Consider the following 24238-nt stretch of genomic DNA (forward strand, 5'->3'; position numbering starts at 1 on the left):
GGCTATACCGTGCTGACGCCCGCGAATATGGCGTGGGCGGCTTCATCTAGGACAGCCGCACGCGCGTCGAAGGAATGCTCCTGACGGACGCGATGGGCGATCTCCGCAAGGCGCGTGTCAGGGGGAAAGAGCGCGTCGGGATCCGTGCTCAGCAACTTCACGAGGTGCGCGGCATCACGGTAAACGACCACAGCACCATCGAATATCTCCTCAATTCCTTCTACCGACTCTGATACGACCCGCCCCCCCACGGCGACGGCGTCGAAGGGTCGCATAGCAATGAAACCTTCGCGTCGCATCGCCGGCCACTGGTCATTAAGCACGATGGACGCGGTTTCGTATCGTAGCGGCAGGTCGACATTCGCGATCGACGGCGCCGCAATGGCCGCCTGCGAGATGAAAGGCCGCCAATCGGGGCCGTAGACGCGAACAGGGATGCCCGCAGCCAAGGGTTCGACGACGCTGGGTCGAGGGATACCGCGTGCCGTGCCCACAAAGACAATGTCCGTGCCGCGCGGGTGACCCCTCGGCTGAAACAAGTCGGTGTCCGTTGCCTCAAGAAGCGGGCTGACGCGCAGCCCCCATCGTTCAGTCGCTCGCCTCGACCATCCCTCAGAAGCAGCGAATACACGGTCGAACTCAGCGACTTCTTCCCGGCTGATGTCATCGGGGTGGCTAATGATCCACTGCAGCGAGATCCCCCATTTAGGAGCGTCAATACGGTACGGGCCACGCACCACTACGCTCACGTCATCCAGGTATCCAGTGTCACGGTCCCGCGCATCGTAGGCGTCTATGACGACGAAATGACCTCGGCGTTTCAGCGCTGAGGCCAAACCCCTCGCGAAATGGGTGTCGCCCCAAACGTCACCTCGGCGACCGGGCGGTGCGCAGATCTTGATAGCCCATCTCTGCGCAGCGAGATCTGGCCGCCGCCAGACGAGTAGGGGCACCGGAGAATAAGCACCGCGAGGGCTCCACCCGCGCACATCGAATCCTGCAGCCGAGATAACGTCCTCGGCCCGTAGCCGGTCCGCTCCCACGGCTTTCGGAATCAGCCCACGACGTCGCCGGCTACCGCGGAACGCAAGTTCGGGCTCTTCGAGCACGGGAAGAACGTCCAATAGCACCCGGGATGGCCTGCCGATCGCCGCGAGCCGCCGCGAGAAGTCTTCCAATTCCGCGCCACCGCTGGACCGCATCCCGCCAATCGCGCGGTAGTCCGATGCTGCAACAGCAAACGACCTTCCGGTCGCGAGAGGCACTTCAAGAACGCGGTCCGGAATGACGGCGGAGTCCTCGTGCGGATGGTGGCGGAGAATACGGTAGGCCCGACCTTGGGTGACTTGTGCCGCGCCTAGACCGGCGAGTGTACCGTCTATTGCGCGGTGTGCCGGAATAACGAGGGATCCGCGCGCCTCAGTCGCGAGGGCCGCGATCTCCGAATCCGCGAACTCTGAGCGCGCGTCAAGTGCGATCAGGAGTTGAGGGCCCTGGAGCCGCTCCACCTCGTCGTTCAGCGCGTCTGCCCACTCCGTCCGCGCACGGTATAAGTGAACGGCAACTTTCGGCTCCATTGCAGCGAGCATCTGGCCGGATATCCATTGGGATGCATCTGCGCCTACCATGGCGACCGAACCGGCCGCCCGACCCGACTGCACGAATTCAGCCGCCTGCGCGAGCTTGAGGTGGTAGCGCCGATCGCGCGCTTGAATGAACCAGATAACAGCGTCCCGCGTTCGCGTGCCCCCGGCGCGCGCCGCGCCGATTCGAGAAGAATGGCCGCCTGCTGACCAACTGCGGGCGGCTTCCAGCGCGAGATGTCTCATCTCGGATGCCGTCATCGATCGCTCCGTGTCGCCCACGCGCAACGACAATTCAATCGAGGGGTCATTCCAGGCTCGTTCAAGACCGGGAGCGCCGTCCCCTGCCAACTCTGTGGCGTTCCACCAGGGATGTACCGCAATCGTCGCTCGCTCCCCCACCAAGTAGGCATACAGGGCAGGAACGCGAAATACCTCGGGTAAGCCTCCCCCGGCGAAGACCTCGTCGAACAGGGGGTTAAGGCTCAGCCCTCGCCGAAACCCGCGGGCCACGTAATGCCACACAGCTGCGTCCTCGGGCATGCGGGAGAGGCCAAGTTGAGCGGCATAGAACTCAGCATCGACTAGCCCAGACTGACTGATGACGCGATGCCACCACACCCGGTCGGCCGCGCGGACAACTGCACCGAGGACGGGCACATCTCGGGAAGCCCGTATGCGGGCCCTCACCGCGCCGATGCTCAAGAGCGACCCGACGCTCGGCGTCCGTTCGATCGCCCGCCGAGCTTTCGCAAGCGCCTCCACAGCGGGTGGCGATCATAGATCTCTTGGACGATGTCGTGACGTTGTCGCTCGAGTTGAGAACTCAGCTCGTGTGCAAATTCGCGCCGCAATCGTTTCTCGACCAAGGCTATGTAGAGCGGGAGACCAGGTCCGTTCGCGTCCACCCACTCGCGTAGCGCCCGCTCACGCACAACGAGATCGTCCTGCTCGTGCAGTTCCGCGAGGGCGAACATACTGTTACCGTCAGCGCCTCTCGCTGATGGCCGCTGGGTCCAGAATGCGAGGGGTTCTCCTGCGAGAAATCCGACAGAGAACTTTGCCGCTACGCGCAAGTAGAAGTCCCAGTCCTCGACCGCCTGAAGCGATTCGTCATACCACCCGGCAAGGTCGTGCAGCGATCGGCGGTAGAGGAAAGAAATGGGAACCGCTCGGTTCACCTCCAATAATTCAATCAACGAGAGCCGTGACATCCCTTCCCAGAAGGGCGTCTGCCCAACCTCAACCCACTGCTCACCGCGCCGTTCCTCGTAGACGATGGCCGTGCTGACCATGACTCCGACGTCGTCCGGATGGTGGTCGAGCCAATCTACGGTTTGCTCAAGGAACCCCGGGGCCCAACGGTCGTCGTCATCGTGGAGCACGATGTACTCACCCCTGGCGGAGCGGATCCCCGCATTTGCGGCGGCGCAGCGACCGCCAGGCGCGGGCGCGTCGATTGCCCTCACCCGACCAGCGCAGGGCGATTCGCCGGCGACGGTACGGACCGCGGCGCCGTCACCCCCGTCGTTGACGACCACGATCTCCCAATCCGTGAAGGTCTGTGTGGCGATGTCCGCCAGGGCCCGACGGAGGAACGCCGGACGGTCTTTCGTGCGGACGACGACAGAGACGCGCGGCATAGCCGACAGCCTAGGGGAAGCGATGTCAGAGCTCTGCGTGCAGCTGCCACACGCGCTCGGCGGCGTCGCGCCAAGAGAACGCACGCGCACGCGCCGCCGCCAACACGCGCAGGCGTGACGAGAATGAGTCCTCGACCATGACACGTCGGAGTGCCTCGGCGATCCCATCCGAATCGCCCACGCCGACGAGGTGCGCGCCGTCCGCCAGCAGCTCCTCGTTCTGCGCAGTCCTGACCGCGACGACGGGCGCCCCGATGGCGAGGGCCTCGAGCGTGCGCCACGGGAACATCGTGCCCCCCGTCATCGCGATCACGGCCCCAGCACTCCCGAGAAGGGCTGCTCGATCGGGCGTCGCCAGCGTTGGCGTGGGGTGCACGCGTTCCGCCAACAGTCCGGCGGAGACCGCCTGGTCTGCCAGAAGAGCGGTGTCGCCTTCGTCCGCATCCGCGATGACCACGTGGAGATCCGTGCCCGCCGCGGCACGCAAGGCGGGGGCGAGTTCGTTGTGAGCGCTCGCGCGGCCCAGGACGACAACATACTGATCGGGCAGAGCGAGGGCGCGAACGCGCCCGGGCGCGTCGACGGGGATGCGGAAGTCCTTCGGCGGGGCGCCTGCGATGACGCGGATGCGGCCGCCGAACGACGCGATCTCGTCCAGCTCGGCTGCCATGGCATGCGTCGGAACAACCACGGCGTCGGCGAACCGAACAGCGCGCTTGAGCATCGCGCGCTGCCACGCGGCATCGGCACGATCCAGGTTCTCGGGTGAGGTCCATGCCTCGAGACTCCAGAGAGTGACCACGGTCTGGTCATGATCGTGCGCGCGATCGTGCCGGACCAGCGGCGCCATCAGAGTCGGCGAGTGAATCATCCCGCCTGCCGAGCCGAGTGCCGCGCCCATCCGCCAAGCCGCCGCGAGCTCTCGACGCGGAACTGCGGCGGTCCACACATTCGCGAGCGCCTCGAAGGTCGAACTCGGTTGAGCGTCTACGGGCCGGGACGCGGGGAGGATGCCCGCGACATCGCAACCCGACGGCGCGGAATCGATGAGCGCGCCCACGAGGTTGGTGGACGCCTCGGTCAGGTCCGGCGACGTCCTGCTCACCACCTGGTCGAGCACTACTCGGAGCCTCGCTGTCACTCTTTTGACTCTACCCGCGCGACCCTGACGTCCACCTGTGACGCGCTCGTAATGCCGGCCTTCGGCACGGTCTCGCACTCCGGAGTCCACAGCTCCAGACACCCGTGAACGGATTCTCGGCGTCGGGCTGCTTGAATGAGGCCCGTGTCTGCAACCCACCACCTCAACCGCCGGCGACGCCGCCGAGTCTGGCTGATCTCACTCGGTATCGCGCTTCTCGTGCTCATGGCGGCCGCCCTCTGGCTCGGCACCCGCGCCCTCGTCGCTCGGGACGCCCTCGAGTCCGCCGCCGAATCCGCATCGACCATCCCGGTTCTGGTGCAGACCGGGGACGCGTCCGGAGCCGTCTCAGCGGCACGGGACTTCGAGACGAGTGCCGATGCCGCCCGGGCCGCGACATCCGATCCCGTGTGGCGCGTCGCCGAATGGCTGCCATGGCTCGGGTCGGACCTGACGGCCGTCCGCGGCATGAGCGAAGTCGCCGCCGATCTCGCATCCGCCGCTGTCCTTCCCCTCGCCGAACCTCTCGGCGAAATCGACATCTCATCCCTCGGCTTCGCGGATGGGCGCATCGATGTCGCTCCGCTCGCCGGAGCATCGCCCGTTCTGACCACCGCCAACACCGCCCTGCAGCGCGCCGTGGATCGCGTCAACGCGTTACCCGAGCCGACGCTTCCGGTCGTCGCGGATGCCCTCGACCGGCTGCAGGACGCCATGGCCGAGGCGGCAGCGGTTATCGACGGGCTGGACCGCGCCGCTGCGGTGCTCCCGGCGATGATCGGAACGGACGGTCCGCGCACCTACCTGCTGCTCGTACTCAACAATGCTGAAGCGCGGTCCCTCGGCGGGATCGCCGGTGCCGGGGCAGTCCTGCGGTTCGACGACGGGCGCATCACGATCGAGCGGCAGTTCTCGTCACGCGATTTCGAACGCGCCGAAGAGCCCGTCATCGATCTGTCGCCCGGCACGATTTCCCTCTTCGAGGACCTTCCGGGCCGCTTCATCCAGAACACCGCGAGCTCGCTCGACTTCACCGAGACCGCGTCGGCCGCCGCCGCCCTGTGGGAGCACACCAGCGGGCAGCGGGTCGATGGCGTCATAGCGATCGATGCCGTCAGCATCTCGTACCTTCTTAACGCGACGGGCCCGGTGCAGGCAGGACCGTTTTCGCTGAGCGCCGCCAACGCGGTCGATACCCTGCTGTCGACCGCGTACGCGCAGATTCTCGACACGACCATGCAGGACGAGGCGTTCGCACTGGTTGCACGGGCGATCTTCGAGGCTCTCGCGGCCGGTGAGGCCGACCCGGGCATCCTGCTGGGAGCTCTCGGACGATCAATGGAGGAGCAACGTCTGCACGTCTGGAGTTCCCACATCGAGGAACAGGCTCGCATCGATGGCACGCCCCTAGCGACGATGCTTCCGCCGGATTCGGATACCACGCGCATCGGAATCTTCGTCAACGACGTCACGGGCGCGAAACTCGACTACTACGCGACACCCTCCACCCATGTCGAACTGGACGAATGCGCCGAAGACCCTCGCGTGACCGTCAGCGTCGACTGGACGAACACGATCCCTGCGGACGCCTCCTCGATACTCCCGAAGTACGTCCTCGGCCCCGAACTCATGGTTCCGGCGTTCGGAGATACCCTCACGCGCATAGCTGTCGCCGGGCCGGATGGCTGGCTCGCGACGGACTATTCGATCGACGATGAGCGCCAAGGCGTCCAGACGGCGCAGTTCGGCGATCGCACCGTGCTCCAGCACGAGTTCGTCACGTCACCGGGTGGGTCGCACCGCATCGTCGTCGTGTTCACGGCGCCCCAGGGTACGTCGATCGAAGAGCGGCCTGTCGACGTCGTATCGACTCCGCTTGTTCATGCGAACGAGGTGGAAATCACGTACGCCGAATGCGCCGGTTGATGTAAGGTGTGAAGCGTCAGCTGGGGTAGTTGACATCAATTTGGGGAAGTCTTCGCAGGACACCTTCGGGTCGTCCGCGATACGTGCATCGGATGCTGGGGAGCAACGGTGCACGCATACTTCGCGTGAACACTGGGGAAATCTCATGCTGAAGAAGAATATTGTCGTGCTCGGAATCGCGCTCGGGATCATGGCGTTGGGGGCACCCGCCGCCGCATCCGCCGTCGATGACCCGTATGTCAGGCCCGCAGCCGTCTCTATCGATGACGCCGCCATCTCGCAGTGCGAGACGTCGACGATCTCGTTCGGGGCGCGCTACTGGGTCAGCGGCGAAACGGTCGCTGTCACCGCCGCAGGTGCCCGTGTCGCGGGCGCGAGCTTCACGCCGAGTGTCACCGCGGGCGCGGACGGAAGCCTCACGGCAACGTTCCAGCCTCCCGCCGACGGCGAGGGCGTGTACGACATCACCTTCACCAGCGCAACGCAGAGCTACACGGCTCCGATCACGGTCACGCCCGTCGCGAACTGCGAGGCCGACCCGCAGGTCGACCAGGCTCTCGCGCTCACGGGTGGCGGCACCTCGCCGTGGATCTACGGCATCGGTGGCGGACTGCTGGTCGCGGGCTCGGCCCTGATCACCGTTACTGTCCTGCGCCGTCGCCAGGCCTAAGCCCGCAGATACGTCCCTCACGGCGCCGCACGCAAACCGCGGCGGCGCCGTGAGGCGTGTTTTCGCCTGCCATGAGAGCCGCACCAACCGGTCATCGCCGACCCACCCGGGGAGAAAGATGATCACGCGCGTCGTTGCTGTCGCCCTTGCCGTCATCGCGATGATGTGCGCGGGTCCGGCAGCCGCCGCGAGCATCGATGACCCGTACGTCGCCCCCGCAGGGGTGTCCGTGACACCCGCCGTCGTCGAACCCGGCGGTAACTCGACGATCGAGTTCTCCGCGGGATTCTTCGAAGCCACAGAAAGCGTCGCGACGGATGTCTCCGGTGCCCTTTGGCGGGGTGCTCGAGTGCTCGGCGCCGGTGGCACAGCGACCCTCGTCAGCCGCGCCGACGGCGGCCTGACGGCTGTTTTCCACGCGCCCGAACGTGGCTACGGGCGATACGCGATCACCTTTTCGGCGTCCCGCGACTACGTCGCCATCGTCACCGTCACGAGCGGGAATGGGACGCATCCCGGAGCAGGCAGTTTCTCTCCCCCAGGCCCCGACCTCGGAGTCGCACCGCCCGGCGAAGTTCCCGGCTCCGGCACAACACTCGATCCCCCGAGCCTCCCCGACGAGTGGACCGGTTCTCCCGATCGTGAGGGACGGGTGCAGATCCCCGGAACCCGTCCGGACGCCCCGGAGTGGCCGGGCATGGACTACCTCCCCTGGACCATCGTGCTGCTCGCGGCGATCGCAATCATTGCCACAACCGTCACGACAACACTGGTGATTGCGGCCCGACGACGCGGTTGAGCTTCCACCGAGGCCCGGCGGCTGCGCGTTCCGACAGCAGACGCTGGGGAGAGACGCAGCTTCGTATCCCCGTGTCGGGATATTCTTGGCGTCGTCGATGACGGCCCCGTCCGGGGAACGCTGAATGAACGAGGGGTGCGCCGTGGACCTCTCGATCGTCGTCCCGACTTTCAACGAAGCACCGAACGTCGCCGAACTCGTTCGCCGGATTGCGGCTGCGACGGAGGGTCTCGAGCGCGAGATCCTCTTCGTCGATGACTCCACCGACGACACCCCCGCCGAGGTCGAGCGGGCGGCGGCCGTCACGCCGATGCCGGTCAGACTCGTCCACCGAGAAACGCCGGCTGCCGGGCTCGGCGGGGCCGTCGTGGAGGGCATTCGTCTGGCTCGAGCGGATATCTGCATCGTGATGGACGGCGACCTGCAGCATCCTCCCGAAGTGATTCCCGAGATGCTGCGCGCGCAGCAGCGCACGGGCGCCGGGATCGTCGCAGCCTCGCGGTACACGGGCGGCGGTGCGGCAACGGGGCTCGCGGATGCGGTGCGCACGGCGGTTTCCCGCGGAGCGACGCTCCTCACCAAGGCCATGTTCCCCCTACGGCTCCGCGACTCGACGGACCCGATGACCGGCTACTTCCTCGTCGACCGGACGCAGCTCGACCTCGACCGGCTCCGGCCACGAGGCTTCAAGATTCTGCTCGAGATCCTGGCGAGGAATGACATCGCCGTCGCTGAAGTCCCCTTCGATTTCGCGGAGCGATCGGCTGGCTCGTCCAAGGCATCCATGCGTCAGGGCATGCGGTTTCTCGCCCAGCTCTCGGTGCTGAAGTTCGGCAAGATGTCGGGCTTCGCGCTGATCGGCGCGGTCGGCGCGGTGGCGAACATCGGGATCATGGCCGGACTCACCCATCTCGGGATGAGCTACATCTGGGCCGCGATCATCGCGGCAGAGGTGACGATCGTCGGCAACTTCGTCCTGCAGGAACGCTTCGTCTTCCGCGAGATGCTCGGAAACGCGTCCGCTCGCTGGCTGCGCTTCGCGAAGTCGTTCAGCTTCAACAATGCCGAAGCGCTCATCCGCATCCCGGTACTCGCCCTGTTGGTCGAGACCTGGCATATTTCCAGTGTTCTGGCCGCCGCGATCACGCTCGCCGTGGCTTTCGTGGCGCGCTTCGCCTTCCACTCGCTCGTCGTCTACGCCCCGCAGCGAGAGGGCGCCCCCTCACGCAGGCGGGTTCTCGCGCAGAAGATCGACGAGCAGGCGATGCAGCCGGGCGAGCTCTAGTTCGGCCGAGCTACGGCGTGGGTGTCGGAGTCGGCGGGTGGAGCGCCGCCTGAACGATCTCGCGCACGTAGGCGTAGTCCGGTTCTTCCGCGTCGACTCCACCCTCGGGCGTCAGCTCGATCGTCGTAACCGGCAGTTCCCTCGTCTTCATGGCGAGCTCGGCGAAGTACGGCAGCATCGATTGCGGCAGGTCGGTCTCGACGAGCGCCGTGCCCGCAACCGCGACGTCTTCGAAGCGCGAGAGCACGTTGCTCGGGGTGAACTGCGCGAGGATCGCCGTCTGCAGTTCGCGCTGGCGACGCATCCGGTCCCAGTCGTTCGTCGTGTAGCGCGAGCGCGCGTACCACTGTGCAGTGTCGCCGTCCATGTGCTGCGAACCGGCCTCGATCCACCCGATCGCCCAGTCCTCGGCCGACTGGCCGGTATAGGCGGGACCGCCACCCTTGGGCAGACGCTCGACGACCGTGATGTCGACGCCACCGAGTGCATCCACGAGCGCCGCGAAGCCGTGCATATCGATGAAGACGTAGTACGGGATCTCGATACCCAGGATGCCTTCCGCGGCATCCTTCGTCGCCTCGATCGCGGGCGTCGAGCCGGCAGCACGGGCATCGGGATAAAGCGCGTCACCGTCGCGGCAGACCTCGACCTCGGTGCGGAGCTGGTTGATGCCCGATCCCCAGCCACACGACGCGTCGGCGTGGTTGGTGTGCCCATCCGGATACAGATCCAGCATCGGCCCCGGGGCGAACGGGAACCCGGGCATGTCGCGTGGGATGCCGGTGATCGTTGCCGCGCCGGTGTCGGCGTTGACCGAGACGACCGAGATGCTGTCGTAGCGCATCGAATCGCGGCCTTCGCCGCTGTCTGCACCGAGGAGCAGAATGTTGTAGTAGCCATCCGAGGGCGGCACGGCAGGCCCGCCGAGGCCGAAGATCGAGCCCAGCGTGCCGCGCGTCGTGCCGACGAGATCCGCGGCGTACAGCGCACCGCCCGACGTCAGGACGAGCAGTCCCGCGAGGACGGCCGAGACGCCCACCCGTGCGATGGGGCGGAGCTTGACCAGCCGCACCAGGCGGAAGGTGTCGATCGCCAACACGACCCAGAGGGCCGCATAGCCGACAAGCAAGCCCTGGATCAGCAGCAACGCGATCCCGTTCGTTGCGATCCAGTACACCAGGAAGGGCCACAACATCGCCGCGACCGCGGTCAGGATGAGCACGGTCCACAGGAACAGCGTGGCTCCGAGCGCAAACCGGCCGAGCCGCTTGCTGCCGGCCAGCACCTGGGCGGACCCGGGGACCAGCACGTTGAAGATGACGAGCCACCACGCGCGCCTGCGCATGTAGTCGGCTGACCCCGAGTCGGGGTACCGAAGCGGCAGCTGGTTGACGATCGGCGGCAGGGACGGCGCTACGCGCGGCAGCCGGGTGGGAGCTGCGATGCTCACAGCGCGTCCTTCAGCCGCCGGTTCTTCTCCTCGACCTCGGCCTCGAGGCGGCGGGCGTAGTCGTCGAGCGAACTCGCGAGGGCGGGGTCAGAAGCGCCCAGAATACGTGCGGCGAGCAGTCCCGCGTTCTTCGCACCGCCGATCGACACGGTCGCGACGGGGATCCCGCCGGGCATCTGCACGATGCTGAGCAGGGAGTCGAGCCCATCGAGGGTCGCGAGCGGCACGGGCACGCCGATGACCGGAAGAGTGGTGACAGAGGCGAGCATGCCCGGCAGATGAGCGGCGCCGCCCGCGCCGGCGATGATGACACGGATGCCTCGGGCCCGCGCTTCGCGACCGTACGACATCAGCTTGTCGGGCGTTCGGTGGGCGGAGACGACCTCGACCTCGTGTGGGACAAGCAGGTCCGTCAGGATCTGGGAGGCGTCGCTCATGACGCGCCAGTCGGAGTCGGAGCCCATGACGACGCCGACGATGGGCGCGTCGGAGGAATGCAGCGGCCGGGTCACCCGACCAGGCTAGGCCCCACTCCTGCAAGAATGCCGTTCCGCCGCGCACCGGCCTGGGATGTCCCACCTTTTCACCTCAAAACGGCGTTTGGGGTGAAAAGGTGGGACATCGAAATGTATGGCGGGGTGCGGGGGCGCGGGGCGCTCAGTCGAAGTGGGCCGCGGCGGCGCGGGCTTCGTAGGCGACCTCGTCCAGCTCCTCGCCCGCGGCGTTGATGTGTCCGACCTTGCGCCCCGGTCGAGGCTCCTTGCCGTACAGGTGGATCTTCGCGCCCGGATGCGCCGACATCGCCGCGGGGACGAGTTCCGCGAGTCCCCCCTCTGCGGGACCGCCGAGGATGTTGACCATGACCGTCCAGGGAGCGTGCGGGGTCGTGAGGCCGAGCGGCAGGTCGAGGACGGCACGCAGGTGCTGTTCGAACTGGCTCGTGAGCGCGCCATCCTGAGTCCAGTGACCGCTGTTGTGCGGGCGCATGGCGAGTTCGTTGACGAGCAGGCGATCGTCCGTCGTCTCGAACAGCTCCACCGCAAGCATGCCCGTCACGCCGAGCCCGTTGGCGATGTCCCTCGCCATATCGGCCGCGACATCCGCCAGGCGCGCACCGGCGCCTGGCGCGGGGGCAACGACCTCGGCACAGACCCCGTTGCGCTGGACCGTTTCGACGACGGGATACGTGGCGACCTCGCCGCGGGGGCTCCGAGCGATCTGCTGCGCGAGCTCGCGTCGAAAGTCCACCAGTTCTTCCACCAACAGATCGCCACCCCGTGCGTCTTCGGCGAGCGCGGCAAACCAATCCGCGGCTTCCGTACCGTGTCCGACGACGCGAACGCCCTTCCCGTCATAGCCACCGCGCGGGGTCTTCACGACGGCGCGGCCGCCGTGGTCGTCGATGAACCACTGCAGGGCATCGGCGTCCGACACCGCGGCCCAGTCGGGTTGCGGCACCCCGAGCTCGGCGAGACGCGTACGCATGCGGATCTTGTCCTGGGCGAATTCCAACGCCGCAGGTCCCGGATGCACCGCGACACCGGCCTCGAGCAGCGCGTGCAGGACAGGCTGCGGAACGTGTTCGTGGTCGAACGTGACGACGTCAACGTCGCGGGCGAACGCGAGAACCGTATCCGCGTCGCGGTAGTCGCCGACCTGGGTCGCGGCGAGCGCCGCCGACATGTCTTCCGCCTCAGCGAGCACCCGGATGTCGATGCCCAGCTCGACGGCCGGCGCGATCATCATGCGGGCCAGCTGGCCCCCGCCGACGACTCCGACGCGGTATGTCATGGTCTTCCCCTCGCAGGTGGTTGGACGTGCGCCTCCATCCTTTCACCGGAGCGCACGAATCGCGGGCCGCCCTGGTTCGGCGGCCCATCGATGTTGCCGGCTCAGGCAGGGAGCGGCGGACGAGGCGGGGCGGCCATGGATTCATCGCTCGCCATGCCCTGCGCGTCGCGGTGCGCCAGGATCTGGCTGACCTCGATCTGATCGGCGAGCACCTCTTGCAAAAGGACGACGTCGGGAACGTTGACCAAGCGCAACGGCTCGTCGACCCCGTTGCTCAAGATGATCGTTCCGGCCCGCCACATCCGCTGGATGGGACCGCGGCGGAGGCTGATCGTGTAGCCCCGTGAGTGCAACAGCTCCCGCGCATGCCGAGACAGCACCCCGCGACGCGCGATGACGCGGCGCGTCGTGATCGTGTACGTGCGACTAGCCCAGACGATCCAGGGCAGCACGACGAGAAGGAGCACGATCGCTCCGGCGGCGGCGAGAAGCATCCAATTCTCGAACGGCGCGGGAAGGTTGTCGTAGAACCACCCCGCGGCGCCTGCGACGGCCACGACGACCAGTGCCGACCAGCCCAGGCGCCGAGCACTCCCCCGCGTCCGCGCGACCAGCCGCTCGGGCGCGGCGGTGCCGGGCGGCGGCGCCGGCAGGCGATTGCCGTACGTCGTCGGCTGGGTCATGCGCTCATTCTGCCGGTCGTGGGCGCGGGATGACGCATCCCACGCGGCTGCACGATCAGCGAACGTGAACGACGTCGCGGTTCACCGGACGTGCACGACGTCGCCGGCGACGACGGATGTCTCGTCCACCCCGTTGCGGACGACGAGTTCGCCGTGCGGCCCGATCCGTACCGCCTCGCCGACGAGTTCGGTTCCGTCCGGCAGATGGACGCGCACCGAGCTGCCGATCGTCCCGCAGAGCGCCTCGACCTCGTCGTGCACGCCTGAGCGCGACGCGTCGCCATCTTCCATGAGAAGAGCGCCTACGAGCTCGCCGAGCGCGGCGAGGTAGTCGGCCAGGAGCGTGTCGAGCACCGGCGGGGTGACGGTCATGCCGAGCACCGCGAGTGATGTCGCTGTGGGAGTCGGCAACTGTTCGGCGGTCATGGCCGTGTTGACGCCCGCGCCCACCACGATCGAATCCTGCGCACCGGGCGCGACCTCGGCGAGGATGCCACAGACCTTGCGACCATCGACCAGCACGTCGTTGGGCCACTTCATCCGCACCGTGTGCGTGTCGCCGAGCGGCGCAGAGAGCTGGCCCGCGACGGCGCGAGTCAGGGCCGCCCCCGCGATGAGCGGTATCCAGCCGCGATCCACCGGCCGGAGGCCTGAGACGTCGAGAACGACCGAGATCGCCAATGCGCTGCCCGCGGGCGCTTCCCAGGTCCGCCCGCGACGACCGCGGCCATCCGTCTGGTCATCGGTGACCAGCACCGACAGATTCGGCCAGGCGCCGGGATCGAGCGTGTGATCCCTGACCAGGTCGGCGTTCGTCGATCCGGTGCGGGAGACGACCTCGACGCGCGTGGCGACGGTCGCGGCGGCGGGAAAGTCGAGGATGTGCAAACCCATGCCCCCAGGTTAGGCGTGCCACGCGGCGCAGCACCGCAAGAGGACTTCGGCGCGGCAAGAGGAGCATCCCTACCCCAAACCCCTTCCCGCACCCCGAACTCCTCCTCCCACGCTGTCGCGAGCTTCCCCGCGCCGTTGTCCACGCTCCCTCCCCCGCTCCGGGGAGCGCACAGTGTCCCCCGTTTCGCACCCGACAGACGCTCACATCGCAGAGCGATTGCAACTATGTGGGCATGGATCTTCAGTTGTGGCTCAGGAAGCGCGGCGGGTGGGCGCACCGCTCCGATGCGATCGAGGCGGGATGGACCCGCTATCGCCTCGAACAGGCGCTGCGCTCGGCGCTCATCATGGTCACGGCGCGACAGTGGCTGCATCTTCCGGGCATCGACGACGACCTCCGAGCGGCCATGAGCGCGAGCGGACGAGTGACGTGCGTCTCCGCGGCACGGATGCTGGGACTCTGGATTCCTCATCCGCCCGACCGCCTGCATCTCGCCGTTCACCCGCACGGCGGGCGGGACATTTCTCGCTTCGTGGCACACCGCAATCTCGGGCCCGTCCGGGCTCTCCCACGATCGCCGCTGGATGCCATCGAAAACGTCCTCGCCCGCGTGGCGACCTGCCAGCCGCATCTTGAAGCGCTGGCGATCTGGGAGTCGGCGATCAACAAGCGCCTCGTAACCGTCGCGCACCTGCAGGCGGTCGACTGGACGACGCACGCCGCTCGAGCACTCGCATCCGAAGCCGGCGGCGCCTCGGACTCCGGGCTCGAGACGCTCGTCGTCCATCGGCTCGCGAGGCTCGGCGTCCACGCCGTGCAACAGGTCCCTCTGCTGGGCCACGAAGTCGACCTTCTCATCGGGCAGCGACTCGTCATTCAGCTCGACGGATTCGCGTACCACCAAGCGGCGCAGCGCCGGGCCGACATCGCGCATGACCGGCGCCTGCGCCTCGCCGGGTACACCGTGCTGCGCTTCGACTACATCGAGGTCATGGACCGCTGGCCCCTGGTCGAGCGACAGATCCTCGCGGCAGTCGCACAGAACCTGCACCTCGCATGAGGACTTCGGCCCCGCGAGAGGAGGATGCGGGTCTGACATTCCTCATCTCGCGCCGAAGTCCTCCCGCGGCGCCGCGCAGGGCCGCGAACGACGTTTCCGAGAGGCGGGCGTGAGAAGAGGGCGAGAGGGGTTGCACAACGGATGCTCTGCGTCATTGTGCGAGACCGTCAACCGTGCGAGCGCGGGGGGCCCGGATAGAGTGAATCGCGTGAGTCATGAGCCCGACCTGTCCACCGCCGGCAAGATCGCGGATCTGCGCGCCCGATACGACGAAGCGGTGGTTTCCGCCGAACTCGTCGCGCGCGAGAAGCAGCACGCGAAGGGCAAGCTGACTGCCCGCGAGCGCATTGAACTGCTCGTCGACACGGGCAGCTTCGTCGAGATCGATGAGTATGTGCGCCACCGCACGACCGCCTTCGGGATGGATAAGTCCCGCCCCTATGGGGACTCGGTCGTGACCGGGACGGGCACGATCCACGGTCGCACCGTCGCGGTGTACGCCCAGGACTTCCCCACGTTCGGCGGATCGCTCGGCGAGGTCGCCGGCGACAAGATCATCAAGGTGATGCAGCTCGCCCTGCGCGGAGGGATGCCGATCATCGGCATCCTGGACTCCGGTGGCGCACGCATCCAGGAGGGCGTCGTCGCCCTCGGCAAGTACGGCGAGATCTTTCGCCTGAACACGGCGGCGTCGGGCGTCATCCCGCAGATCTCGCTCATCATGGGCCCCGCCGCGGGCGGCGCCGTCTACTCCCCCGCACTGACAGATTTCGTCATCATGGTCGACAAGACCAGCCAGATGTTCGTCACCGGCCCCGACGTGATCAAGACCGTCACGGGCGAGGACGTCGGGATGGACGAGCTCGGCGGCGCGTACACCCACAACACCCGCAGCGGCGTGGCCCACTACCTCGCCGAAGACGAGGACGACGCGATCGACTATGCGCGGACCCTCCTCGGGTTTCTGCCGGACAACAACATGACGGACGTCCCGATCTACGAGTCCGGATTCGAATGGGAGACGACGGATGCCGATCGCACCCTGAACACGGTCATCCCGGACTCCCCGAACCAGCCGTACGACATCCACCAGGTCATCTCGAAGCTCGTGGATGCACCCTCGGGTTCGGGCGCCGGCGACTTCCTCGAGGTACAGCCGCTCTTCGCTCCGAACATCGTCATCGGGTTCGGTCGGGTCGAGGGTCGCTCCGTGGGCATCATCGCGAACCAGCCGTCGCAGATGGCGGGCACGCTCAACATCGACGCCGGCGAGAAGGCCAGCCGTTTCGTCCGGTTCTGCGACGCGTTCTCGATCCCGATCCTGACTTTGGTGGACGTGCCCGGATACCTGCCCGGTACAGACCAGGAGTGGACCGGAGTCATCCGTCGCGGCGCGAAGCTGCTCTACGCCTACGCCGAGGCCACCGTTCCGCTCGTCACCGTGATCCTCCGAAAGGCCTACGGCGGCGCGTACATCGTGATGGGCTCGAAGCAGCTCGGGGCCGACATGAACTTCGCCTGGCCGAGCGCCGAGATCGCCGTGATGGGCGGGCAGGGCGCGGTCAACATCCTGTATCGCGGTGAGATCAAGCGCGCTGAAGAGGCGGGCGAGGATGTCGCAGCCGTCCGCACGCGACTCGCGAACGAGTACACCTACAACGTCGCCTCACCGTTCCTCGCGGCCGAACGAGGCGAGCTCGACAGCATTATCGAACCCGCCTCGACCCGAGTGATGGTCGCCAAGGCGCTGCGGTCGCTCCGGACGAAGCGCGCCACGCTACCTCCCAAGAAGCACGGGAACATCCCGCTGTGAGCTCACCCGAAGACGTCTCGGTCGAGGTCCTCCGCGGCTCCCCCGACGAGCAGGAGCTCGCCGCTTTGCTCGCCGTCGTCACCGAGGCGTACGTCCGAGAGGCGGACGCGGTCGTCGCGGAGGACGACGCGGGATCGTCGGCTTGGGCCCGGAGCGCTCGAGGGCTCCGTCGACCCCTCGAGCGCGGACTGCCCTGGGGCCGCTCGAGCTGAGCGAGCGGATCGCACCCCGCTCATCGAAAACCCTGGAAAACCGGGAAAACTGTCCCCCAAAGTACCTACAGACACGGATTTCGGCACCGCCGCATACTTGTCGTGCGTGACACGCTCATGCGTATGGCCGTGACCCCCGATTCTCGGGACAACGGCTCCCGCGGACGATTTTCGGGTAATCGTTCCGCAACGGAGAGGGGCGGGCGACTTCGCCGCCCCTCTCCTCTCATGGACAGGTTGCTGCGGAGTCCGTGATGTCAGCGTCCCGGGTGCCGGATCTCACGCCACAGGTCGACCGAATCTTCATCGGTCTGCTCCACCACGAGGCGTCCCACAACCGTGACCGCGACGTTGTCATCGGGGGACGTACGGATGATGATCCTGTTCGATTGCGAATCACGCAACGCCTCGGCGAGTTCCGCACGGATCTGGCTCAGATCATGGTCGGGCACACCCTCGAGTCCGCCCTCGTCGAAGACGCTCACCTGCGCGCCCCGACGTCGCGCCGCATCGATCTCGGCGCGCACACCGTCATCGAGCAGACGGGGTCCGCGCAGCTCGTCGCGGAGCCGCGCCTCGGCCATACCCGCTTCGCGACGCTCGGATTCGCTCAGCAGCCCGTGCATGGCGATGACGCGTGCGAGAACCGGTCCGCCGACCGCCAGGGCCCGCTGGAGTTGAACCCGACGTTCGCGCTCGCGTCCCTCCTGCGCGGCTTCCCACGCGGAGGTGACGGCCTGCAGCTCGGCCAGCTGGTCGGCGTCACGCTCGGCACGATCGATCAGGAAGACCAGGAGGTGCGCCACCCCGACCCAGACGATCGAGCCGACGAGACCCTGGCTGAGCGCCTGAACGGGCCCCATCCAGATCATCGAGCCGATCGAGAGCAGGACGGTGCCGGCCCAAGCGATCCAGGTTCTGCGTCGCACCATCAGCACGACCATCAGGGCGCCGCCGCCCCCGACGTACCACGTGCCGTAGGTCGCCGTTCGTGCGACGCCCTCAGCGTCGGCAACCGCGAAACCCGTCATCGACGGAACGATCGCGACCGTGACGAGCGCGACGACAGCTGCCCAGAGCGGCATCGGCTCGCGGGGAGAGTCTGCCCCGGCCACGGGACGCGGGACCGCGAAGATCGTCACGACCGTCGCCGCGAGGTAGAGGATCAGGCCTGCAACGAGGAATCCGGGCCGCTCAGGGGGGTCGGTCGTCCAGAGCACGCCTCGCGCAGCCTGGTACATCGCGAAGGCCAGCGCGAGCGCGGCGAGCACGGTACGGACGGTCATCGTCGCACCTCTCTCCAGCGCAGCGTCACGGTCGTGCCGTGGGGGCCGGAATCGATCACGGCCTCTCCGTCGATCGCGGCAATGCGGGCGAGGATCGAGGCGCTGATTCCGAGACGGTCGTCAGGGACCGCATCGACATCGAAACCCGGGCCCTTATCCGACACCACAACTTCGACGGCCGCCAGACGTTCGTCGCTCTCCACGACACTGCGCGCCGCACCTTCGACCTGATCCGCATCGACACGCGTCGCGTCTGTGTCCGACTCGGCCTCGGGATCGGCGGGACGACGCACGATCGCCTCGAGCCCGACCCCGTCGGCGTGCTGGATCGCGTTGGCCGCCGCCTGCGTCGCGGCCCGGATCATGGCGGCGGCGACTGCCGGCGGCACCTTCGGCTCGCCTTCCGCGGCCTCGACGCGGACCTGCAGCCGGAGCCCCAAGTCTGCGAGGGAGGCCTGAATGCCGCGAGCGAGTGCCTTCATCGTCGTCGGCTGGGGATCGATCCCGCCGCTCGGGGTGCCCGTGTCCGCGAGACCCTCCAGCGCTTCGCGCGCCATGGACATCGCGAGCGATCGAGCACGGGGGCCATCCGCTCTCTCGGCGGCGATCAAGGCGGCCAGCACACTGTCGTGCATGAGTGCGGAGACGGCGACCCGCTCCTCTTGTGCGGCCTGTGCTTCCGCGGCCTGGGCGTATGCGGCGACCGTGCGGGCGCGTTCCCGATCCACGCCGGAGGCCATCCGCCGGAAGATCGTCACGAGCGTCATGAGCAGGCCGCCGAGGATCAGCGAGTACGGCACCTCGAAGACCGCGGCAAGCAGGAACTCGGGCTCGAAGCCGCCTTGCCAGATCCGCACGAAACCGTAGATCAGCGGCGTAGCGATGGTCCACGCGAGTTGGAGCGGAAAACGGAAGGCGATGACCGCGGCGATCGTTGCGACGTTGATCAGGTACCACGGCCACGGTTCGGGCGTAGCCGTCGGCACGGATCCCGCCGTCGCGAGCGGCCAGATCGCCAGCATGACGATGTAGATCACGGCGAAAGCGCCGGTGGCCACACGAGCGGTTGCCCGGAAGAAGCACGCACCGCACATGATGATGAGCGATCCGAAGACGATCGTCAGAAGCGGAATGGTCCAGCCGGGGCGAAGCCCCGCGTTGTTGCCGAGAGCGATGAAGAACGCCTGGATGCCGAGGACGAAGCATCCGACCGCCGCCGCGATCGCCGCGATCCGCTCGATGCGGCGACGTGTGAACGTACCCTGCCAGGCGGAGGCCAGTCTGCCCTGTGGGATCTGGCCCCACGCGCGATCCCACGCGACCGTCGTCTCTGTCGCGGCGTCCGCGGTGTCGATGTCAGGCGACACCGGATGGATCCTCCGACGGCTCGACGATCCCGTCCTCCATCGCCCGGCGCAGCAGGTCGACCTTCGTCGGTGCGGGCCTGCCGACTTCGACGTACTTGACGCGGACCCGGGTGATGTTCTCTTTCGCGGTGGAGTAAGCAACACCGAGTCGATCGGCGACCACCTTGAGCGGCAACCCCGCTGCGTAGAGCCGCAGAACCTCACGCTCGCGAGCCGAGAGCTGGGCGTCAGCGAAGGCACGATCACCGTCGACGGCACTCGCCCACTCGACGTTGTCGAGGTGCTCCCCCGCCGCGACGGTTCGGATTGCTGCGATGACGTCGCCGATCGGGGAACTCTTGCTGACGACGCCGGCAGCGCCCGCCATGAGAGCCTCGCGAACGGCAGCCGGGCGATCGGCCACGGAGTGGATGATCACGCTCGACCCGTCCGAGACCAGGCGGCTCACGTTGCCGGTCGCCGTGGTGCCGTCTCCGAGCGTCAGGTCCAACACGACGACGTCGGCCGGAGCGGAGCGTGAACCGGTACGCCACGCCAAATATTGGGCGACGGTGGCGCCGGAGAAGACCAGATCTTTGCCCGCGCGGGCAAGCGCTGCTTCGAGTCCCAGGCGTACGGATTCGTGATCGTCGATCAGGGCAACCCGCGTCATGGGGACAGCCTAGCGGCGGGAGGCGGCGGAATCTGTGGCGGCGCGGGCGCCGTCTCTCTCGAAGACGGCGATGGCCTCGACATGGTGCGAATTGGGGAACAGATCCAACGCTCGCAGGTCACGCAACTCGTACCCCTCGGCCTGGAACGTCGCCGTGTCTCGCGCGAGCGCTACCGGATCGCAGGCGACATAGATGACGGTGCGGGGTGCCAGCGCCGCGATGGCTTGCACGACACCGGCCCCGGCGCCCGCACGGGGCGGATCGAGAAGGACGGTCGCCTCCCGGTACGCGTCAGAGAACGATCCGCTTGCGCCGGACGCCTCGGCCACCTCCGCCGCGAGGAACCGATCGACGCGCGCCGTGATCGCCTCGGCGTTGCCCCAGTCGCGCAGGTTTCGCGCCGCATGATGGGTCGCACGGGAAGCCGACTCGACCGTCGTGACGCGGGTCGAGGACCCGCCGACCTCGCCCATCACGGCGGCGAACAGGCCGACCCCGCCGTAGAGGTCGAGGTTCGCTGCGTCCGGATCGAAGCCCGTGCTCACGAGTGCTTTCGCCACCGCATCGGCGAGCGTCTGCGCCGCGAGACGATGGACTTGCCAGAAGCCGCCCGCGTCCACACGGAAAGACCGGCCGCGCGCCGTTTCGACGATGACCTCGTGCCCCGCGGTATCCGCGCCTCGGCGGGGTCCGCCGCGTGCGCCCCGGCGTGGGCGCGAAGCATCCGTCCGCTCGATGACGCGGACCTGCCCGTCCGCCGGCAGTACGAGATCGACGCGGTCGCCCCGGCGAGTGCCCAACGCCAGGGCCGCCTCGGCGAGGGCCGGAGCGGCCAGGGGGTGCGACGTGACGGGCACGATGTCGTGCGACCGTGCCGCATAGGGTCCGACCGCGCCATCCGGGCCGACGTGCAGGCTCAAGCGCGTGCGCCATCCTGTACCGTCCGGGGTCTCGTCCGCTCCCGCGGCCTCGACGACCACGTCGACGGGGCGGTGCGCGAAACGCTCGAACGCCTCGCGGAGCACCCGAGCCTTGAGCTCGCGCTGCGCATCGAGACGGATGTGTCCGAAGTCCGCGCCGCCCGGGCGCTCGTGCGGAGCCCTGTCGATGTCTGCCTCGGGCCAGATGTGCGGGCGACGCGTCTCGGCCGCTTCAAGCACCTCGACGGCCTCGGCACGCCAGAACGCCGGGCGCGAGGCATCCGTGATGCGTGCGCGCACCCGCTCGCCCGGTATCGCGTCGGGGACGAAGATCACCCGGCCCTCATGGCGGGCAACGAAGATGCCGCCGTGCGCAACACCGGTGATCTCGAGGTCGATCGTTTCGGCGGTGTCCACGTCACGAGCATTTCACAGTCGTCAGATTTCACAGTCGCCCCACTTCCCCGTCGCCATCGCCATCGCGAGAGCTCTCGCCGAACGGACGCGCCTCGCCGTCGCTCGCTACCGTGGAGACATGCGCGTCTGCCTCGCCTCCACATCTCCCGCCCGCCTGATGCTGCTGCGCCAAGCCGGCATCGAACCCCTGACCCTGGCGCCAGACGTTGACGAGGACGAGGTCATCCGCGCGGTCGAGGCTTCCGAAGCCCGTACCCTCGCCCCCGACGAGCACGTCCTGCTTCTGGCACGACGCAAGGCGGCGGACGTTGCGGCGCGTCTTGTTTTAGAGGACCCCACCTTCGACGGACTCGTGATCGGCGGCGACTCGATGTTCGAACTCGACGGAGAGATCCTCGGCAAACCCCACACCCCCGAGAACGCGACCGCAAGGTGGAACGCCATGCGCGGCAAGACGGGCGTGCTGCACTCGGGGCACAGCGTCTTCCGGCTCGGCCCGGGGCGCGAGCCGAGCGAGGCGCACGCGGTCGCGTACGCGTCCGTCACCTTCGCGGACGACATCGATGACGCCGAGATCGCCGCGTACGTCGCGACCGGTGAACCCCTGCATGTCGCGGGGGCTTTCACGATAGACAGCCTCGGCGCCCCGTTCATCGTGCGGATCGAGGGAGACCCGTCGACCGTCGTCGGGATGTCTCTGCCCACCCTTCGTCGTCTGGCCCGCGAGCTGGGCGTGGAATGGACGAGTCTGTGGCGGGCGTTGTAGACGTTCCCCCACGTTCTGCGCGGCTTCTTGTCGGGACCTGTCAAAACACGGGGCCGGAGCGTCGGTAGGCTGGCGACCATGCCCGAATTTGGCAAAGTCCTCATCGCCAATCGTGGCGAAATCGCAGTCCGTATCATCCGCGCCACCCGCGACAGCGGGCTCGGGTCCGTCGCCGTGTATGCCGATCAGGATCGTGACGCGCTGCACTCGCGACTCGCGGACGAGTCCTATGCCCTTGAGGGGGCGACGAGCGCCGAGACGTACCTCTCCATAGAGAAGATCCTCTCGGTCGCGCGCCGCTCGGGTGCCGATGCCGTGCACCCGGGCTACGGCTTCCTCGCCGAGAACTCCGCCTTCGCGCGCGCTGTCATCGACGCGGGACTGGTCTGGATCGGCCCGCCACCCGAGTCAATCGACGCGCTCGGCGATAAGGTCACTGCGCGCCACGTCGCGGAGCGGGTCGGTGCACCCCTTGCACCCGGAACCCCCGGCCCCGTCTCGAACGCCGATGAGGTCATCGCGTTCGCCCGGGAGGTCGGCCTGCCCGTCGCGATCAAGGCCGCGTACGGCGGCGGCGGGCGTGGCCTGAAGGTCGCCCGCGAGTTCGACGAGATCGCCGAACTGTTCGACTCGGCCACGCGCGAGGCCGTCACGGCCTTCGGTCGCGGCGAGTGCTTCGTCGAGAAGTACCTCGACAAGCCGCGCCACGTCGAGACCCAGTGCCTGGCGGATGCGGCGGGCAACGTCGTCGTCGTCTCAACCCGCGACTGCTCCCTCCAGCGCCGTCACCAGAAGCTCGTTGAAGAGGCACCGGCGCCCTTCCTCACCCCGGAGCAGACCCGCACGCTCTATGAATCGTCGAAGGCGATCCTGCGCGAGGTCGGATACGTGGGTGCGGGCACCTGCGAGTTCTTGATCGGCGCGGACGGCACGATCTCGTTCCTCGAGGTCAACACGCGACTGCAGGTTGAGCACACCGTGTCGGAAGAGGTCACGGGCGTCGACCTCGTGCGCGAGCAGTTCCGCATCGCAGCCGGCGGCCTCCTCGAGGGCGGCGACCCCGAGGTCACCGGACACTCGATCGAGTTCCGCATCAACGGCGAGGACCCGGGTCGCGGATTCCTCCCCCAGCCCGGACCGATCCACGTGTTCAAGACGTTCGGAGGCCCCGGCATCCGTCTCGACTCCGGTGTGACCGCCGGCGACACCGTGAGCGGCGCGTTCGACTCGCTGCTGGCGAAGATCATCGTCACCGGCCGCGACCGGGCCGAGGCACTCAGCCGCGCCCGCCGCGCGCTCGACGAGTTCGAGGTCGCGGGACTGCCGACCGTGCTGCCCTTCCACCGCAAGGTCGTTCGCGACCCGGCCTTCACGGCCGAGGACGGCACCTTCGGGGTCTTCACGCGCTGGATCGAGACCGAGTTCGCGAACGACATCCCGCCGTGGGACGGCGAACTCAGCGATCCCGCTCCCGCCGAGGCGCGGCACACAGTCGTCGTCGAGGTCGCGGGCAAGCGCCTCGAAGTCAGCCTGCCCGACCGGATCGTCTCGTCCACGACGACAGCCGGCCGCCCCGCGGTCGTGCCCCCGTCACGCCGGGATCACGCGAAGACCGTGCTGTCCGGAGCATCCGGTAACGCCGTCAAGGCACCCATGCAGGCGACGATCGTGAAGCTCGCCGTCGAGGACGGCCAGCAGGTCGTCAAGGGTGACCTGGTCGTCGTGCTGGAGGCCATGAAGATGGAACAGCCGATCCAAGCGCACAAGGACGGCGTGGTCGGCGGGATCGACGCCAACCCCGGAACCACCGTCTCGGCCGGCCACCAGCTGCTGACCATCAGCTGAGGCGGGCGCCCACCGTCGCGGCCGGGACCCGCT

Annotated in this window: 21 protein-coding genes; 9 read left to right on the forward strand and 12 right to left on the reverse strand. The window is 67.7% G+C overall.

Annotation, left to right across the window (positions count from 1 at the left end):
- Positions 1-2 precede the first annotated feature (2 nt).
- The 3 genes from CGU34_RS10935 to CGU34_RS10945 all read right to left on the reverse strand — a co-directional run bounded on the left by CGU34_RS10935 (position 3) and on the right by CGU34_RS10945 (position 4367).
- A complete protein-coding gene (locus CGU34_RS10935) occupies positions 3-2126 on the reverse strand; it encodes a glycosyltransferase (protein ID WP_157811288.1) in 2124 nt (707 codons plus the stop codon).
- A 158-nt stretch (positions 2127-2284) separates the two neighbouring features.
- A complete protein-coding gene (locus tag CGU34_RS10940) occupies positions 2285-3226 on the reverse strand; it encodes a glycosyltransferase family 2 protein (RefSeq protein ID WP_100814110.1) in 942 nt (313 codons plus the stop codon).
- A 25-nt stretch (positions 3227-3251) separates the two neighbouring features.
- Positions 3252-4367 carry a glycosyltransferase gene (locus CGU34_RS10945; RefSeq protein ID WP_100814111.1) on the reverse strand — a complete coding sequence of 372 codons (1116 nt, stop codon included), beginning with the start codon at positions 4365-4367 and terminating at the stop codon, positions 3252-3254.
- A gap of 144 nt (positions 4368-4511) precedes the next feature.
- On the opposite strand from CGU34_RS10945, the gene CGU34_RS10950 reads away from it, so the two are divergent.
- From CGU34_RS10950 to CGU34_RS10965, 4 genes are all read left to right on the forward strand, one after another.
- Complete coding sequence (locus CGU34_RS10950; RefSeq protein WP_157811289.1) at positions 4512-6293, forward strand: DUF4012 domain-containing protein; 1782 nt, start codon at positions 4512-4514, stop codon at positions 6291-6293.
- 145 nt (positions 6294-6438) lie between these two features.
- Positions 6439-6963 carry a hypothetical protein gene (locus CGU34_RS10955; protein WP_157811290.1) on the forward strand — a complete coding sequence of 175 codons (525 nt, stop codon included), beginning with the start codon at positions 6439-6441 and terminating at the stop codon, positions 6961-6963.
- 118 nt (positions 6964-7081) lie between these two features.
- Positions 7082-7762 carry a hypothetical protein gene (locus CGU34_RS10960; protein ID WP_100814114.1) on the forward strand — a complete coding sequence of 227 codons (681 nt, stop codon included), beginning with the start codon at positions 7082-7084 and terminating at the stop codon, positions 7760-7762.
- Between the two features lie 142 nt (positions 7763-7904).
- The gene (locus CGU34_RS10965) at positions 7905-9047 is read left to right on the forward strand and encodes a glycosyltransferase (RefSeq protein WP_036298517.1); all 1143 of its coding nucleotides are present in this window, start codon (positions 7905-7907) and stop codon (positions 9045-9047) included.
- A gap of 10 nt (positions 9048-9057) precedes the next feature.
- Here CGU34_RS10965 and CGU34_RS10970 read toward each other — a convergent pair whose 3' ends face one another.
- From CGU34_RS10970 to CGU34_RS10990, 5 genes are all read right to left on the reverse strand, one after another.
- Positions 9058-10497: an LCP family glycopolymer transferase gene (locus tag CGU34_RS10970; protein ID WP_100814115.1), complete on the reverse strand. Its 1440-nt coding sequence runs from the start codon at positions 10495-10497 to the stop codon at positions 9058-9060.
- Positions 10494-10961 (reverse strand): 5-(carboxyamino)imidazole ribonucleotide mutase, encoded by a 468-nt coding sequence (gene purE / locus CGU34_RS10975; RefSeq protein WP_036300365.1) that lies wholly within the window; start codon positions 10959-10961, stop codon positions 10494-10496. The genes CGU34_RS10970 and purE overlap by 4 nt, the downstream gene beginning before the upstream one ends.
- Positions 10962-11154: 193 nt before the next feature.
- A complete protein-coding gene (locus CGU34_RS10980; protein WP_100814116.1) occupies positions 11155-12288 on the reverse strand; it encodes a 5-(carboxyamino)imidazole ribonucleotide synthase in 1134 nt (377 codons plus the stop codon).
- A gap of 101 nt (positions 12289-12389) precedes the next feature.
- Positions 12390-12971 carry a PH domain-containing protein gene (locus tag CGU34_RS10985; protein ID WP_100814117.1) on the reverse strand — a complete coding sequence of 194 codons (582 nt, stop codon included), beginning with the start codon at positions 12969-12971 and terminating at the stop codon, positions 12390-12392.
- 81 nt (positions 12972-13052) lie between these two features.
- Positions 13053-13865: a biotin--[acetyl-CoA-carboxylase] ligase gene (locus CGU34_RS10990; RefSeq protein ID WP_100814118.1), complete on the reverse strand. Its 813-nt coding sequence runs from the start codon at positions 13863-13865 to the stop codon at positions 13053-13055.
- Between the two features lie 233 nt (positions 13866-14098).
- Here CGU34_RS10990 and CGU34_RS10995 point away from each other — a divergent pair, with 233 nt between their 5' ends.
- The 3 genes from CGU34_RS10995 to CGU34_RS11005 all read left to right on the forward strand — a co-directional run bounded on the left by CGU34_RS10995 (position 14099) and on the right by CGU34_RS11005 (position 16951).
- Positions 14099-14926 (forward strand): endonuclease domain-containing protein, encoded by an 828-nt coding sequence (locus CGU34_RS10995; protein ID WP_100814119.1) that lies wholly within the window; start codon positions 14099-14101, stop codon positions 14924-14926.
- Positions 14927-15134: 208 nt separating this feature from the next.
- Positions 15135-16739, forward strand: a complete 1605-nt coding sequence (locus CGU34_RS11000) for an acyl-CoA carboxylase subunit beta (protein ID WP_036300354.1) — start codon at positions 15135-15137, stop codon at positions 16737-16739.
- Positions 16736-16951 carry an acyl-CoA carboxylase subunit epsilon gene (locus CGU34_RS11005; RefSeq protein WP_036300355.1) on the forward strand — a complete coding sequence of 72 codons (216 nt, stop codon included), beginning with the start codon at positions 16736-16738 and terminating at the stop codon, positions 16949-16951. The genes CGU34_RS11000 and CGU34_RS11005 overlap by 4 nt, the downstream gene beginning before the upstream one ends.
- Before the next feature lie 257 nt (positions 16952-17208).
- On the opposite strand, the gene CGU34_RS11010 is transcribed toward CGU34_RS11005, so the two are convergent.
- From CGU34_RS11010 to CGU34_RS11025, 4 genes are read right to left on the reverse strand one after another with little or no spacing between them, the layout of a single operon-like run.
- Positions 17209-18237, reverse strand: coding sequence for a hypothetical protein (locus CGU34_RS11010; RefSeq protein ID WP_036300357.1), 1029 nt, complete (start codon positions 18235-18237; stop codon positions 17209-17211).
- A complete protein-coding gene (locus CGU34_RS11015) occupies positions 18234-19604 on the reverse strand; it encodes an ATP-binding protein (RefSeq protein WP_232711646.1) in 1371 nt (456 codons plus the stop codon). The genes CGU34_RS11010 and CGU34_RS11015 overlap by 4 nt, the downstream gene beginning before the upstream one ends.
- Positions 19594-20256, reverse strand: a complete 663-nt coding sequence (locus CGU34_RS11020; protein WP_036300359.1) for a response regulator transcription factor — start codon at positions 20254-20256, stop codon at positions 19594-19596. The genes CGU34_RS11015 and CGU34_RS11020 overlap by 11 nt, the downstream gene beginning before the upstream one ends.
- A gap of 9 nt (positions 20257-20265) precedes the next feature.
- Positions 20266-21594 carry a class I SAM-dependent RNA methyltransferase gene (locus tag CGU34_RS11025; RefSeq protein WP_100814121.1) on the reverse strand — a complete coding sequence of 443 codons (1329 nt, stop codon included), beginning with the start codon at positions 21592-21594 and terminating at the stop codon, positions 20266-20268.
- A 118-nt stretch (positions 21595-21712) separates the two neighbouring features.
- On the opposite strand from CGU34_RS11025, the gene CGU34_RS11030 reads away from it, so the two are divergent.
- Positions 21713-22360 (forward strand): Maf family protein, encoded by a 648-nt coding sequence (locus CGU34_RS11030; protein WP_100814122.1) that lies wholly within the window; start codon positions 21713-21715, stop codon positions 22358-22360.
- A gap of 78 nt (positions 22361-22438) precedes the next feature.
- On the forward strand, positions 22439-24205 hold the full coding sequence (locus CGU34_RS11035; protein ID WP_100814123.1) for an acetyl/propionyl/methylcrotonyl-CoA carboxylase subunit alpha: 1767 nt from the start codon (positions 22439-22441) through the stop codon (positions 24203-24205).
- The last annotated feature ends 33 nt before the right edge of the window (positions 24206-24238 follow it).

The sequence above is a fragment of the Microbacterium lacus genome (genome assembly GCF_002812805.1).
Classification (GTDB): domain Bacteria; phylum Actinomycetota; class Actinomycetes; order Actinomycetales; family Microbacteriaceae; genus Microbacterium; species Microbacterium lacus_A.